Annotated in this window: 13 protein-coding genes; 5 read left to right on the top strand and 8 right to left on the bottom strand. The window is 58.0% G+C overall.

Annotated elements, in window-relative coordinates; all coding sequences use genetic code 11:
* Positions 1 to 30: 30 nt before the first annotated feature.
* The 3 genes from AC2FLZ_RS15720 to AC2FLZ_RS15710 are packed head-to-tail and all read left to right on the top strand — an operon-like array spanning position 31 to position 2,645.
* Complete coding sequence (locus AC2FLZ_RS15720) at positions 31 to 1,260, top strand: class I SAM-dependent RNA methyltransferase (protein ID WP_496882389.1); 1,230 nt, start codon at positions 31 to 33, stop codon at positions 1,258 to 1,260.
* 21 nt (positions 1,261 to 1,281) lie between these two features.
* Positions 1,282 to 2,067 carry an ion transporter gene (locus tag AC2FLZ_RS15715; RefSeq protein WP_480474369.1) on the top strand — a complete coding sequence of 262 codons (786 nt, stop codon included), beginning with the start codon at positions 1,282 to 1,284 and terminating at the stop codon, positions 2,065 to 2,067.
* A 59-nt stretch (positions 2,068 to 2,126) separates the two neighbouring features.
* Positions 2,127 to 2,645, top strand: a complete 519-nt coding sequence (locus AC2FLZ_RS15710; RefSeq protein ID WP_480474368.1) for a L,D-transpeptidase family protein — start codon at positions 2,127 to 2,129, stop codon at positions 2,643 to 2,645.
* Here the strand turns inward: AC2FLZ_RS15710 and AC2FLZ_RS15705 are convergent.
* From AC2FLZ_RS15705 to cysQ, 7 genes are all read right to left on the bottom strand, one after another.
* Complete coding sequence (locus AC2FLZ_RS15705) at positions 2,629 to 4,080, bottom strand: nodulation protein NodH (RefSeq protein WP_496882388.1); 1,452 nt, start codon at positions 4,078 to 4,080, stop codon at positions 2,629 to 2,631. The genes AC2FLZ_RS15710 and AC2FLZ_RS15705 overlap by 17 nt on opposite strands.
* A 6-nt stretch (positions 4,081 to 4,086) precedes the next feature.
* Entirely contained in the window at positions 4,087 to 5,787 is a 1,701-nt protein-coding gene (locus AC2FLZ_RS15700) for a DUF5927 domain-containing protein (protein ID WP_496882387.1), read from the bottom strand.
* Complete coding sequence (locus tag AC2FLZ_RS15695) at positions 5,784 to 6,770, bottom strand: glycosyltransferase family 2 protein (protein WP_496882386.1); 987 nt, start codon at positions 6,768 to 6,770, stop codon at positions 5,784 to 5,786. Before AC2FLZ_RS15695 ends, AC2FLZ_RS15700 begins: the two co-directional genes overlap by 4 nt.
* Positions 6,771 to 6,955: 185 nt before the next feature.
* Complete coding sequence (locus AC2FLZ_RS15690) at positions 6,956 to 7,999, bottom strand: glycosyltransferase family 2 protein (RefSeq protein ID WP_496882385.1); 1,044 nt, start codon at positions 7,997 to 7,999, stop codon at positions 6,956 to 6,958.
* A gap of 7 nt (positions 8,000 to 8,006) precedes the next feature.
* Positions 8,007 to 8,990: a UDP-glucose 4-epimerase GalE gene (galE, locus tag AC2FLZ_RS15685; RefSeq protein ID WP_480554322.1), complete on the bottom strand. Its 984-nt coding sequence runs from the start codon at positions 8,988 to 8,990 to the stop codon at positions 8,007 to 8,009.
* A gap of 70 nt (positions 8,991 to 9,060) precedes the next feature.
* Positions 9,061 to 9,861 carry a 3-deoxy-manno-octulosonate cytidylyltransferase gene (locus AC2FLZ_RS15680; RefSeq protein ID WP_480554323.1) on the bottom strand — a complete coding sequence of 267 codons (801 nt, stop codon included), beginning with the start codon at positions 9,859 to 9,861 and terminating at the stop codon, positions 9,061 to 9,063.
* Entirely contained in the window at positions 9,861 to 10,658 is a 798-nt protein-coding gene (gene cysQ / locus AC2FLZ_RS15675; protein WP_480554324.1) for a 3'(2'),5'-bisphosphate nucleotidase CysQ, read from the bottom strand. Before cysQ ends, AC2FLZ_RS15680 begins: the two co-directional genes overlap by 1 nt.
* Positions 10,659 to 10,780: 122 nt before the next feature.
* On the opposite strand from cysQ, the gene AC2FLZ_RS15670 reads away from it, so the two are divergent.
* Complete coding sequence (locus tag AC2FLZ_RS15670; protein WP_480482477.1) at positions 10,781 to 11,605, top strand: ABC transporter permease; 825 nt, start codon at positions 10,781 to 10,783, stop codon at positions 11,603 to 11,605.
* Here AC2FLZ_RS15670 and AC2FLZ_RS15665 read toward each other — a convergent pair.
* The gene (locus AC2FLZ_RS15665) at positions 11,602 to 12,204 is read right to left on the bottom strand and encodes an alpha-ketoglutarate-dependent dioxygenase AlkB family protein (RefSeq protein ID WP_496882384.1); all 603 of its coding nucleotides are present in this window, start codon (positions 12,202 to 12,204) and stop codon (positions 11,602 to 11,604) included. The two genes, AC2FLZ_RS15670 and AC2FLZ_RS15665, sit on opposite strands and share 4 nt — an antisense overlap.
* Before the next feature lie 212 nt (positions 12,205 to 12,416).
* On the opposite strand from AC2FLZ_RS15665, the gene AC2FLZ_RS15660 reads away from it, so the two are divergent.
* Positions 12,417 to 13,374 (top strand): Hsp70 family protein (locus AC2FLZ_RS15660; RefSeq protein ID WP_496882383.1); only part of this gene is annotated, 958 nt, incomplete at its 3' end.

The following is a 13,374-nucleotide window of genomic DNA, read 5'->3' as shown; positions in this document are numbered from 1 at the left end:
TGCACCCAAAGCCCGGATATCAGGCCCCTCATGACGCAGAAATACACAATCACCCGGCTTGGCCATCAGGGCGACGGCATCGCTGATGGGCCCGTTTATGCCCCGCGCACCCTTCCGGGTGAGGTTGTCAGCGGCACCCTTGTTGATCAGGTGCTGACCGATATCCGCGTCGAGGTGCCGTCTGATGACCGGGTAAAGGCCCCGTGTCGCCATTACAAAGCCTGCGGTGGCTGTCAGTTGCAACACGCCTCTGATGCGTTTGTCGCCGACTGGAAGCTGAGCATTGTCCGCAACGCCCTGTCCGCGCAGGGGGTTGAGGCGCCGATGCGTCCGATACACACATCTCCCGAACACTCACGCCGACGCGCCACGATTGCCGTCAGGCGGACCAAGAAAGGCACATTGGCCGGGTTCCATGGACGTGCATCGGATACGATCACCGAAATCCCGGACTGCCGTTTGCTTGACCCGGCCCTGATCGCCGCAATTTCCGTGGCCGAGGCGCTGGCGGTTCTGGGCGGCAGCCGCAAGGGCGTCTTGGCCGTCACGCTCACCCTGTCCGAAGGCGGGCTGGATGTGGCCGTCAAGGGCGGCAAGCCCTTGGATGGGCCGCTGGAGCTGGCACTGGCGCAAGAAACCGAAAAACACGGTCTAGCGCGGCTCAGCTGGGATGGTGAAGTGATCGCCATGCGCCACGCTCCGGTTCAGCGCTTTGGGGCCGCCGTCGTCACGCCGCCGCCCGGTGCCTTCCTTCAGGCGACCAAAGACGGAGAACAGGCTCTATTACAGGCCGTTTCCGAGGCGGCGCAGGGTGCGAAACGAATTGTTGACCTGTTTGCGGGCAGCGGCACATTCTCATTGCCTCTGGCAGAAAAAGCCGAGGTTCACGCGGTCGAAGGTGCCGCAGACATGATGCAGGCACTGGATCAGGGCTGGCGCAGGGCGCAAGGTCTGAAACGCGTGACGACCGAGGCCCGCGACCTGTTCCGCCGTCCGTTGATGCCGGATGAACTGAAATCGTTTGACGCAATCGTTCTGGACCCGCCCCGCGCCGGTGCCGAGGCGCAGGTGGCCGAGCTGGCAGAGGCCAGACGCCCGGTGATTGCCTATGTCTCGTGCAACCCCGTCACCTTTGCGCGCGATGCAAAAATTTTGGTTAACGCTGGCTATACCCTTGAATGGGTGCAGGTCGTTGACCAGTTTCGATGGTCGTCACATACGGAACTTGCTGCGCGGTTTACCCTGAACGCCGCATCTTGATCAGACAGGAGAAAGCGACCCATGGGTTTCAGACAGCGTCTGCTGAACATCATCGAAGCGCCTGCATTCGGGCAATTCATAACGGCTGTCATCATCTTTAACGCAGTGCTTTTAGGGATGGAGACGTCGCCGACCCTGATGGAAGCCGCCGGGCCGCTGATAGTGATGCTGGACAAGCTGTGCCTTGCGATCTTTGTGGCGGAAATTACCATGAAACTGATCGCGACCGGGCGCAGGTTTTTTACAAACGGCTGGAACAATTTCGATTTCCTGATCGTCGGCATTGCGCTTGTTCCCAGCGCCGGAGGCCTGTCCGTTTTGCGAGCCCTGCGAATCCTGCGGGTATTGCGCGTGATTTCCGTTGCGCCAAGACTGCGCCGGGTGGTTGAAGGGTTCATCTCGGCCCTGCCGGGAATGGCCAGTGTGTTCCTGCTGATGGCAATTCTGTTCTATATCGGTGCCGTGATCTCGACCAAGCTGTTCTCGGCAACCTTCCCGGATTGGTTCGGCGATCTTGGCCGGTCAGCCTATACACTGTTTCAGATCATGACGCTGGAAAGCTGGTCGATGGGGATCGTCCGCCCAGTGATGGAGGTTTATCCCTATGCCTGGCTGTTCTTCGTCCCCTTCATCATGGTCACCACCTTTGCGGTGGTGAACCTATTGGTGGGTCTGATCGTAAATTCCATGCAGGACGCGCACCATGCAGAGGATGAGGTCAAAACTGATGCGTATCGTGATGAGGTTCTGGAACGCTTGGAGAGCATCGAGCGGCATCTGACCGAAAACTTGAACATCAAAAAGTGATTTCAGTTTTCGCGTTTTTTGGCATAATAAGCCCCAAAAAACAAAGCAGGCAGTGAAACATGGATCGTCGAGCATTCGGATTGGGGGCGATGGCAACGCTGGGCCTTTCGGCTTGTGCATCAGCCCGACCAAATTTTCTGACTTATGATGGGCCCGAGGTCACCTCGCTGGTGGTCAACAAGGGCGCGCGCAAACTTTATTTGTTGCACCACGAAAAAGTCCTCAAGGAATATGATGTGGATTTGGGGTTTGCGCCGCAGGGCACAAAAACCAAACGCGGAGACGGCCGCACGCCCGAAGGAAGTTACCTGATCGATCGGCACAACCCCAACAGCCGGTATCACCTGTCTATCGGGATATCGTATCCCAACTCTCAGGACATCGCCAAGGCCAAGGCTGAGGGAGTTGATCCGGGTGGGGACATCTTCATTCACGGGCAGCCAAATCTGCGATCCGAGTTCAAACGCGCCAAGAAAACTCCGGATTGGACCGCGGGATGCATCGCGGTCAAGAATGACGAGATCGAAGAAATCTATGCGATGGTCAACCGAGGGACGCTGATCACTCTGCGCCCTTAGGGGGCACAGGCGCCCACGCTGCAATCCCGAATGTTTCATAGTCGTGCTGGTAGACCTCGGATGCCAGCGCTTCAAGCTGTTCGTCATAGATCTGATCCAGCGTAAACGGAACATCTTGCGCGCACTGGCCGGGGACAGGCGGATTGAGGTGGCCTGTTGAGCGGGCCAGATCCGGCAGAGCCGTGATCAGCTCCTCTTCCCGCAGAATCACGTCGGGCATCAGAAAGCTGGCAATGCCATCCAGCGTGCGGGACTGGCTGCACCACGTCCCGTCAACGCGGATCGGCGTCTGACCGTTGAGGTTCATGCGCAGGAATCCGAGGAACGCCAGAAATGCATCCCGATGCTGTTCGACCGAGTAATTGTTGTCGCGCACCTGCCCTGGGATCGGCAGGTCAAGGCGGTTGCGCAGATAATTGCGGACCATCTTGTAACTGCCCGGCCCGGTATCCAGAATGTACTGGCAGAACGCCGAATGCGCCCGTGCCAGCGGGTGGCGCAACACGGTGAACTTCCGGTGTCCGGGGTGGTCTTGCATCCAGACGCGGATTTCCTTGCGGTTCCGGTTTGTGACCAGATCGTCCGTACAACAGCCATCCAGGCTGGCCATCCATTGCGCAATAACAGGCTCTATGCCGCCGCGAATGGGCAAATACATCAATGCTGATCTGGCTGCGGCGACGTATTGCGGCACCGCCGCGCCCCGGTTTGGTTCGAAACGGGCGGGCTGGTGCAATCCGAACCTGTCCAGCTTGGACAGGGCGTCTTGCATCTCATCGGGGTTGGTGACTTTCGATACGGCAGGAGCCGGGTTTTGCGGTTTCAGAGTATCGTCAAGTTTGCTCAGCCGCGCCTCAACCCCCAGCCATGCGGCCAGACCGTTCAGAACGTCCAACTCGGCCAGGTCGTCATAGGTAATGAAAAAGGCAGACTGACCGGTCTTCTGTAAATGCCGCCGCAACATGTGCTGGTGGCTGTGGACCTGATCCAGATACTCAGAAAACTCGGCCCCGTCGAACGCAACCTGTGCATCGACGCGGCGCTTCACGTTCTTCAGCAGCCATTGCTGCGTGGCGCGCGCGATCTTCAGGGACAAAAAACTGTCCAGCGGATTGCGCGTGAGAATGATCTTGGCGCAGCGCGGATCGTTCAGCACTGGCTTCAGAATGCGTGGATCGTGGTCTTGGAAATACCGAAAACCGTTCAAGTCGCCCGGTGCCGAACGGATTGCCTTCAACAGCCGCATCGGATCTGCATCGCGGTCTTCCAGCGACAGACCCAGAAGGGTATCGGATTTCAGGTTGCCGGCAAAATGCGGGTTGAAGGCTTCGCCATGGCAGGAAACCCCGTCCAGCGCGTTCAGATTGGCCTCAAGCAGGTTCGACCCTGTGCGCATGGCAGCCAGAACAACGAAGTAGTCAAAATTGGCCGGCATGGATGTTTACTGCACCAGATAGGGTTTGCGATAGGGTTTCGTCTGACGGCCGAACACATCGTCCGAAGGAAAATCGCCCATCAGGTAAGGGTGCATTCCCTGGTTCTTGAGGTTTTGCAGGAACTTCCCGAACCCGGACAGATCGACCATGGTGGGCACTTCGGTCAGGTGGCTGGCCTGATGCGCGCCAATCTCGTCCAGGATTGTCTGCAAGGGCTCCATCGGTGCTTCAATGAAATCGGCCAGAGACCAACTGCGCATCCGCGCCTTGGTCCAGACCGAGGTCAGAACCTCAAGCTGTTTGGTTTCGATCTGTTGCAGACGCGCGGCCTCGCACCGGATATCCGAAAAATTCAGGTTCGACCGGAATAGCGGAATTGCCCAGGCCCCGGTGATGACCGAGATTTGCGCATTCTTGTCCCGCGCCAGAAACCAATTGATGTCCTGCGTGTCGCGGGGGCTGAACTGGAAACACTGGCGTTCGCCGCGTGTGTTCCAGATCAGATTCGACAGAAAGGCCGTCGGATTGTAATCGCGCAGCAAAGCACAATCGCTAAGCGCACCGTTTGTGATGGTTTCACCCTTTGCAAATTCCGCACGCTCGGGTCCAAACAGATGCCCGTGCACGCGTGTGCCAGTGGCCGCGGCCAGCCAATCTTCGAAATCTTCAAACAGTTCGGAAAAGCCCTGAAATACGGAATAGGGTGACGAGGTAAGGCCGTTTTCACTGCCGTGCCGGGGAAACCGGCTTTGCATGTAAAGCCCGTCACGCCCCCGTGTCCGCCGCTCGACCGCCTTGGAAAACACGCGGTCAATCTTGCCGGGATTGGGTTCTGCCGGTTTCATCGCACTGGCCTGATCGGTCAGAAACGCCTGATACAGCCGTTCCGCACGGGGCCAGATCTTGCGGGCAACAAAACAGTCTGATCGCCGCAGCAATTGCAGATGATCGTCGTAAAAAATGTGCGGTCGGCCCTGATAGTCGAACTTGGACAGGGTCAGGGATCGGCTCTCGATATGTGTAGAATACAGCCGCGCCAATGTCTGGAAATAGCTTTCATCCGGAATCCACACATGGCGGAAGTAGCTGTCATATTGTTTGCGCTTGGGGTCCTGTAGAATGGCAGACAGTGTTTGACGGGTCAGGCACCACCACTGGCTGCCCATATGCGGGACCAGACCGTCGGGGATTTTCCTGCGAAACCCGACCGCGCGCTGAAGCTTTACATATGCGTCGAACAATCCGCGCTGTTTTCGCCAGGAAAACGGGAACCGTAGCGTAAACCTCTCATGATCCAACCCGCCGATTGTCCAGCTGACATCAGACGTTGTCGCGCTTTCGATGAAGTCGACACGAGGCCGGTCGGCCAGGTAATCGATCAGCTCCTGAACCGGGCGCAGCGGCAGGCAGGCCCCCGACGACAGGAATATGTGGCGCGTTTCCGGAAATTGCTCCAGCATCAGTTCGGACGCGCTTTGTGAGGCAGCAACGATGCCCCACCCGCCCCAGTCGCATTGATGCCGGTCAGAAAATGCGATCCGGGGGTTGTCGGAACAGGACGCGACGCATCGCGCAAATTCTTCACCGGGCACCTTGCGATCCACATGGATCACAACCGGGCATCCGGCAGCGGTCCAATGGCGCGCGACCTGTTCGGCCCGGTCCAGCGAGGTATGAACCAGCATGACGATGCCCAGACCGCTCATGCCCAGTTTCCTTTTGACATCAGGCCCAGAATCTCAAGCTGCCGCCAGTTGATATAGGCCTCAGACCATTCGCACCAGAATACGGGCTTGTCTTCAAGCTGTGCGGCATAGGCCTTGTATTCGCCCGAACCGCTATAGTGCTGGCTGCGCTGCAATTCTTCGCATGCCTTGTCGCCAAGGGTGTCGATCAGCTTGGCATGAAGCAACGAACCGCTGGCCTTTTCCCCACCCCATTCGTCGTAAACCTGATTCAGCCCGCGCGGCAAAAGCGAGTGGGTCGAGCTGACATAGACATACCGCCGATCCCATTTGACCAGCGGGATCTTGTTCAGTGCCGGGGCTTTGGATGGCTTGTCGCGAAAGAACACCCGCGCCCGCGCGCCCCCCTGAATCCACAGGTTCTTGTAATCGGGGTTCTTGGTGATCGTGTAATTCCCCGGATCGAACCACCGTGCGATTTCAAAGGGATCCTGCCCCTCGCGATAGGTTTCGGCATCGACAGGCCCTTCGGGATACATGTCGATCAGCATGGTGCCAAAGCTGCGCACGGCGCTTCCGTCCAGCCAGTCTGTCAAGGCGCGGATCGGGCGGGTGTCGCAGAAGGGGTAGATAAAAAACTCATCCGGGTCGACGCTCAGAACCCAATGTCCATGCGCGTATTTGCGCAATAGGTAATTCGACCAGTCAAGACCATAGCTTGCACGTTTGTAGCTGCTTGTTGTCCGCCAGACCGATACATCGGCCTGCTCTTTCAGGAATTCGAAACTGCCGTCATCGCTGTCATTGTCGATGAACAGAAAATGGTCGATGCCCATTTTGCGGTAATATTCCAGAAAGTAGGGCAGGCGAATTTTCTCGTTTCGCACAACGCTCATCAACAGGATATCGTCACGGCGGATGGCAGACGTGTTGGTGCTGGCGGGCTTAAGTTCGCGCCGACGTCTGAGGCAGCGCAGAATACGGCGCTTGCGCCGCAATCTCATCTTGTATGAATCAAACAGGCTCACGCGACTGCCCAACCTTTATTATGACGCGAGCTTTCCCCGAACCTGCCGTGACCGCTGGTGCGACAGGACATTGTGGGTTTATGCCACTTCTACCTCTTCTGAGGCAACTTTTTTAAACCCCGGAAATGGTAAAGGTGCCGTTGATCCCCCTCGATTTGTTTTCAACGCCAGCCGCCGTCACGCATCAGCCCCATCTCCAGCAACTGCGACCAGCCGGTATATCGCACCGAAAGCGGGGTCCATATGTCTGGTTGATTGAGTATCTGATCGTAATACGCGCCGAACTGGTTCGGGTCATGAAAATGCTGGCGGCGCAGCTTTTCAGTTTTGGATTTTTCAATAATGTCCGGCAGAAATTTCGTGTGCAGCAGCACGCCGGACGGGGTGTCGCCGCCTGGCCCGTCATACTCTGCGTTCAGACGACGGGGCAGGGCGGAATGGCACGAGTTTACATAGGCATAGCGCCGCGACCACCGCATGAGCGGGATCTTGTTCAGCGTCGGGGATCGCTGCTGCGCTTGGGCGAAAAACACCCGCTCGCGTGCGCCGCCCTGAACCCACAGGTTTCCCATCGGGCTTTGCCGCTGCGCACGATACGGGCCTGCGTCAAACCAGTTCAGCACCTTGATCGGATCCGTTTCCGGGTCATAGGTTTGGTCGCCCAACGGCCCCTTTGGATACAGATCCAGCATCAAAGCGCCAAACCCGGCCCGCCCCTGCCGGTCCAGCCATTCTGTGAGCTCATGCAGAGATTGGCGGTCGTGCCGGGCATAAACCAGCAGCTCATCCGCGTCGACCATCAGGCACCAGTGGCCATGGCCGTATCGCATCTGTAGCCAGCTCAGCCAGTCCAGCCCAAAGCGTGATCCGCGATAGCTGGACCGGGTCTGCCAAAGGGAAACATCCGGTTGCCCTTGCAGGTATTCAGCCGAGCCGTCATCGCTGCCGTTGTCGACGATCAGAAAATGGTTCACGCCCAGCTGGCGATAGTGACGGAAGAACCAGGGCAGGCGGGTGATTTCATTCCGCAAGGTGGTAAAGGCCAGAATGTCGTTGCCCCGTATCCTGCTTGTCTGATCTTTCAGGCAGGTCAGTTGATGTCGGCTGCGCATCGAGCGCCAAAGAAGGCGTCGCCGTTTCCAGCGCAACCGGTATTCCTGTCGCCAACCGATATCAGGGAGTGTCTGAACCGTATTGGACGTCACCGGGGCCTCATTTCTCGTAGTGGCCGTTCTGATGCCAGCGCCAGGCATCCGCAATCATCGTCTCTAACGTTGACCTTTTCGGCTTCCATCCCAGTTCGGTTTGGGCGCGGACAGAGCCGGAAACCAGCTTGGTGCAATCGCCCGCCCGACGGGCACCGACCGAATACGGCACCGGGCGGTTGGTGACGGACTTGGAATGCTCGATCACCTCAAGCACGGAAAACCCCGAGCCGGTGCCCAGATTGAAAACACGGCTTTCTTTACCCTGCTCCAGCCAACCCAGCCCCAGAACATGCGCGTCGACCAGATCACAGACATGGACATAATCGCGGATACATGTGCCGTCGGGCGTATCGTAATCGGTGCCAAAAACGGTCAAACCCTCGCGCTTGCCTTCAATCGCATCCAGCATCAGGGGGATCAGATGGGTTTCAGGCCGGTGAAACTCGCCCACTTCGCCCTCGGGATCGGCGCCAGCAACGTTGAAATACCGGAAAATGACATGGCGCAGCCCATGGGCCGCTTCGAAGTCCCTCAGGATATCCTCGATTGCGCGCTTCGATGCACCATAGGCATTTAGCGGGTGTTGGGCGGTGGTCTCGTCAAGCACCACATTGTCATGCTCGCCATAGGTGGCGCATGTGGACGAGAACACGAAATCCAGACAGCCCGCCGCAACCGCAGCCTCGATCAGCGTCAACGATCCGGTGACATTGTTCGACCAGTACAACCCTGGCTGCCGCATCGCGTCGCCCACCTGGCTGAGCGCCGCAAAATGCATCACCGCAACCGGCTTGTGTTTGGCAAATATCTCGTCCAGACGTGCCCGGTCCAACAGGTCGCCCTGTTCAAACGGACCGTATTTCACCGCATCCTGCCAGCCGGTGACCAGATTGTCATAGGCCACGGGAACATAGCCCGCCTGCGCAAGCGCCTTGCAGGCATGCGACCCGATATATCCGGCACCACCGGTCACGAGGATTGGTTTCATGAAGCGTCCTTTGGAACCAGATTGCCTGTCATCAAGATATGGAAACCTCGGGGCGTCATGGCAAAACCAGCTATTCCAGCCCCATCGCCGCCATCATCTCTTCGATCTTGGGTACGTCCTGCGGGTTGTTCAGCTCCCAGAACTGACGGCCCTTGGCGTCAACCTCGACGCACAGAACCTTGCGGCCATTTTCCATGAACCTAAGCTGTTCAAGACCTTCCAGTTTTTCCAGAGGGCCCGTTGGCCAGCCCGGATAGGCCGCCAACGCATCAGGTCGATAGGCATAGACGCCAACATGGTGAAACACCGGTGTGGGTTCATCCCCGCCATAGGTCTCCGAGGTGAAAGGCACGACCTCTTTCGAGAAATACATCGCGCAGTTATCGCGCCCGAACACGGCGGTTGTTCCGCCAACGCGGCCATGTTTGCGGTCGTTCAGAAGGCTGTTCAAGGCGTCCCCGTCGCAGCGCAAGACCGGTGTGGCCACGCCAGCGTCGGGTGCCGCGCGCAGCCCTGCGATCAGATCCTCGACAAACCAATGCGGTGTCAGGGGTGCATCGCCCTGAAGGTTGACCACGATGTCATAGCCGCTGCCCAGAACCTTGTACGCCTCGGCGCAGCGTTCGGTGCCGTTCTGGCAATTTTCCGAGGTCATCACCACCTCGGCGCCAAAGCCTTCGGACAGCTCGCGGATGCGGTCGTCATCGGTTGCGACCACAACCCGGTCCACGCCCGCGACAGAAGTGGCTGCTCGCCAGGACCGTTCGATCAGTGTCATCGAAACGCCGGTCGCGCCGGTCAGCGGCACCAATGGCTTGCCCGGATAGCGGGTCGAGGCATAGCGGGCGGGGATGGCGATCAGAACTGACATCAGGCCTCCTTCAGCTTAACACCCGGAGCGTACGCGATAAAAAACGGGTTCGCATAGCCCTCTTTGCCATAGAGAAGCGGCGAGTGATCGTCAAACCGCACAACCCGGCCTCCGGCCCCGGCCAGTACCGCGTGCCCTGCCGCCGTGTCCCATTCCATCGTGCGCCCGACCCGCGGATAAAGATCCGCCTCGCCTGTCGCAACCAGACAGAACTTGAGCGACGATCCCGCGCTTTTGCTGTCCTTGACCTGATACTTGTTGATGTAATCCTCGGTGGCCTGATCCCGGTGCGACTTTGAAGCCACGACCAAAAGCGCGGAATTGTCCGGGTTAGAGACTGATATTGGCGTCAGGGTGCCGGGCGCATCCTTGTCAAACGCGCCTGTTTCCTCGACCGCCTGACCATCGGCCTGCGTGTAGAACATGCGGCCCCGCGCCGGGGCGTAAACCACACCCCGTGTCGGCGTTCCGTTCTCGACCAGCGCGATGTTGACGGTGAAATCGCCACGGCGGTTGATGAATTCCTTGGTGCCATCCAGCGGATCGACAATCAGAAAGGTATCCCCTTTTTCGGAATGCGAGGCGGCCTGTTCTTCGGTGATCAGCAGGATATCGGGGAATGCCTGACGCAACCCGGCTGAAATCAGCGCATCGGCTGCCTCATCCGCTTCGGTCACAGGGCTGGAGTCTGATTTGACTTTGACGTCGAAATCGTCTGCCTCATAGATTTCCATGATCTTGTCGCCGGCCTCAAGGGCCAGACGCCGGATGACGGGGATAAGCGCGTCGTAGGTCACAAAAATGCTCCGTTCCTGTGGTTTGTTGATCCAAACTCGTGACCGACTTATGATGCGACGGTTACCGAACGGCAAGATATTCATGCCAGGTTAGGGACGACGAGGCAGGAAAGACCCTTTAAGTGTTCTATTACAAGCGCAATCAAACGCTGCTGGGCGGTGCACTGACGACTGCGGAACTGGTGTTCCACGCGGTGGTCCGGAACGTGCGCGCGCAGCATCCGAATGCGGTGATCGCGATTATGCTCAACGTTGTGCAATTGCTGGTGATGATGGTCACCTTCTATCTACTGATGTCGCTGATGGGCCGGGGCGGGGTCGCCAGGATCAGGGGCGAATTTCTGCTGTATGTCCTGTCGGGTGTGTTCCCGTTCATGTTGCACATACAATCGATCGGCGCGATTTCCGGGGTTGGATCCTCCAATAACCCGATGATGCTGCATTCGCCGATGAACGTGATGGTCACGATTCTCGCGGCGGCCTTCAGCACTTTCTATAAGTTCCTGCTGGCCATGTTCATCATCCTGTTCGTCTACAGTGTCGCGGTTGCTCCGCTTGAGGTGCAGAACCCCGGCGGCGCCTTCGCAATGCTGGTGCTGGCCTGGTTTACCGGCTGCGCGGTGGGGCTTGTGTTTATGGCGTTGAAACCGTGGGCCCCGACGACCGTTTCGATGCTAACCAATATATATCGCCGTCTGAACATGGTGTTTTCCGGTAAGATGTTCATTGCGAACGCATTGGGTGGCGGGCTGTTGATGATGTTTGCCTGGAACCCGCTGTTTCATATCATCGACCAGACCCGCGGGTTCGTGTTCCGCAACTATTATCCAAGAAACACCAGCTGGGAATACGCGGCCTGGGTTGGAATCGCCCTGTTGATGATCGGTCTTATGGGTGAATTCTTTACCCGTCAGCACGTCTCAAAAAGCTGGAATGCACGCCGCTAACGCGCCACCCGCAGCGTAAGATTTATGCGCCCGCCTTTGGGCAACAGGCGCGAGGATCCGAACCTGATCCGATCCACGCCGTGATATGCCAGCCGCGCCGGACCGCCCATGACGACCACATCCCCCGAGCTCAGCCAGATCGACTCGGTCTTGCCGCCGCGCGTCGTGCTGCCAATCCGAAACAAGGCATCGTCGCCCAGCGAAACCGACAGGACGGGCCATGAAAAATCTGCCTCGTCCTTGTCCTGGTGCAGGCCCATTTTTGCGCCTTCCCCGTAGTAGTTGATCAAACAACAATCGGGCGCTCGCTCGGTGCTGACCAGATCGCGCCAGATATCCAGAATGGCGGCGGGGATTTCCGGCCAGTCACCACCTTTGGGGTGCTGATCCTGATACCCGTACCCCGCCTTGTCGGTCACCCAACCCAGATCGCCTGCCGAGGTCATCCGAACCGACATCTCCTTGCCCGAGGGGGTAACTGGCCGGAACAGGGGCGCAGCTTTCAGAATCGGGCGCAAATCCGCGATCACCCGCGACTGGGCCGCAGGATCAAGATAACCTTTCCTGATATCGAACCCCCGCAAAACCAATCGCGCCATTCCGGAAACCCCAATCCTTTCCAATTCCTTGCCAAAAAAGGCATCAGAATCCCTAAAACCTGCGTTCTACGGTGCTTGCAGGCCTCAGGTCTCGCCCTTATATACGCCGGGACGCGCGATGGTAGTGCTGTCGCGCACATCAGATCGGGGGCGGGATGCCGTAACGGGTCCTGTCGTCGAGACATCGCCTTGAAGAGAAAGGGATTGCAAAAATGGGAAAAGTAATCGGGATTGACCTCGGGACCACAAACTCGTGCGTGGCCATCATGGACGGTTCGCAGCCGAAGGTTATCGAAAACGCCGAAGGGGCGCGGACCACGCCCTCGATCGTCGCCTTCACTGAAGATGAGCGACTGGTCGGTCAGCCTGCAAAGCGTCAGGCGGTCACCAACCCCGACAACACGATCTTTGGCGTCAAGCGTCTGATCGGTCGTCGTGTGGATGATGCCGAAGTCGAAAAAGACAAGAAAATGGTGCCTTATACCATCGTTGATGGTGGCAATGGCGACGCATGGGTTCAGGCCCGCGGTGAAAAATACTCCCCAAGCCAGATTTCGGCCTTCACTCTGGGTAAGATGAAGGAAACCGCGGAAAGCTATCTGGGTGAGGAAGTCACGCAGGCGGTCATCACCGTTCCGGCATACTTCAACGACGCACAGCGTCAGGCCACCAAAGACGCCGGTAAAATCGCCGGTCTGGAAGTGCTGCGGATCATCAACGAACCGACAGCTGCCGCGCTGGCCTACGGTCTGGACAAGCAGGAAACCCAAACCATCGCGGTTTATGACCTTGGTGGCGGTACCTTCGACGTGACCATTCTGGAAATCGACGACGGCCTGTTCGAAGTCAAATCGACCAACGGTGACACCTTCCTGGGTGGTGAAGACTTTGACATGCGCATCGTCAACTACCTGGCGGATGAGTTCAAAAAGGAACACGGTGTCGATCTGTCTGCTGACAAGATGGCCCTTCAGCGTCTGAAAGAAGCCGCGGAAAAAGCCAAGATCGAACTCAGCTCGACCTCGCAGACCGAAATCAACCAGCCGTTCATCTCGATGGGTTCGAACGGTCAGCCGCTGCACATGGTCATGAAACTGACCCGCGCCAAGCTGGAATCTCTGGTCGGCGACCTGATCAAGAAGTCGATGAAACCGTGCCAGGCTGCTCTGA

This window comes from Ruegeria sp. YKSF131 (assembly GCF_059612645.1).
This window is presented reverse-complemented; position numbering and strand designations above follow the sequence as displayed.

Excerpts from the sequence above, each read along its gene's own strand:
- AC2FLZ_RS15720 (WP_496882389.1), top strand. The coding sequence starts at position 31 with ATGACGCAGAAATACACAATCACCCGGCTTGGCCATCAGGGCGACGGC.
- AC2FLZ_RS15715 (WP_480474369.1), top strand. The coding sequence starts at position 1,282 with ATGGGTTTCAGACAGCGTCTGCTGAACATCATCGAAGCGCCTGCATTC.
- AC2FLZ_RS15710 (WP_480474368.1), top strand. The coding sequence starts at position 2,127 with ATGGATCGTCGAGCATTCGGATTGGGGGCGATGGCAACGCTGGGCCTT.
- AC2FLZ_RS15705 (WP_496882388.1), bottom strand. The coding sequence starts at position 4,080 with ATGCCGGCCAATTTTGACTACTTCGTTGTTCTGGCTGCCATGCGCACA.
- AC2FLZ_RS15700 (WP_496882387.1), bottom strand. The coding sequence starts at position 5,787 with ATGAGCGGTCTGGGCATCGTCATGCTGGTTCATACCTCGCTGGACCGG.
- AC2FLZ_RS15695 (WP_496882386.1), bottom strand. The coding sequence starts at position 6,770 with ATGAGATTGCGGCGCAAGCGCCGTATTCTGCGCTGCCTCAGACGTCGG.
- galE (WP_480554322.1), bottom strand. The coding sequence starts at position 8,990 with ATGAAACCAATCCTCGTGACCGGTGGTGCCGGATATATCGGGTCGCAT.
- AC2FLZ_RS15680 (WP_480554323.1), bottom strand. The coding sequence starts at position 9,861 with ATGTCAGTTCTGATCGCCATCCCCGCCCGCTATGCCTCGACCCGCTAT.
- AC2FLZ_RS15665 (WP_496882384.1), bottom strand. The coding sequence starts at position 12,204 with ATGGCGCGATTGGTTTTGCGGGGGTTCGATATCAGGAAAGGTTATCTT.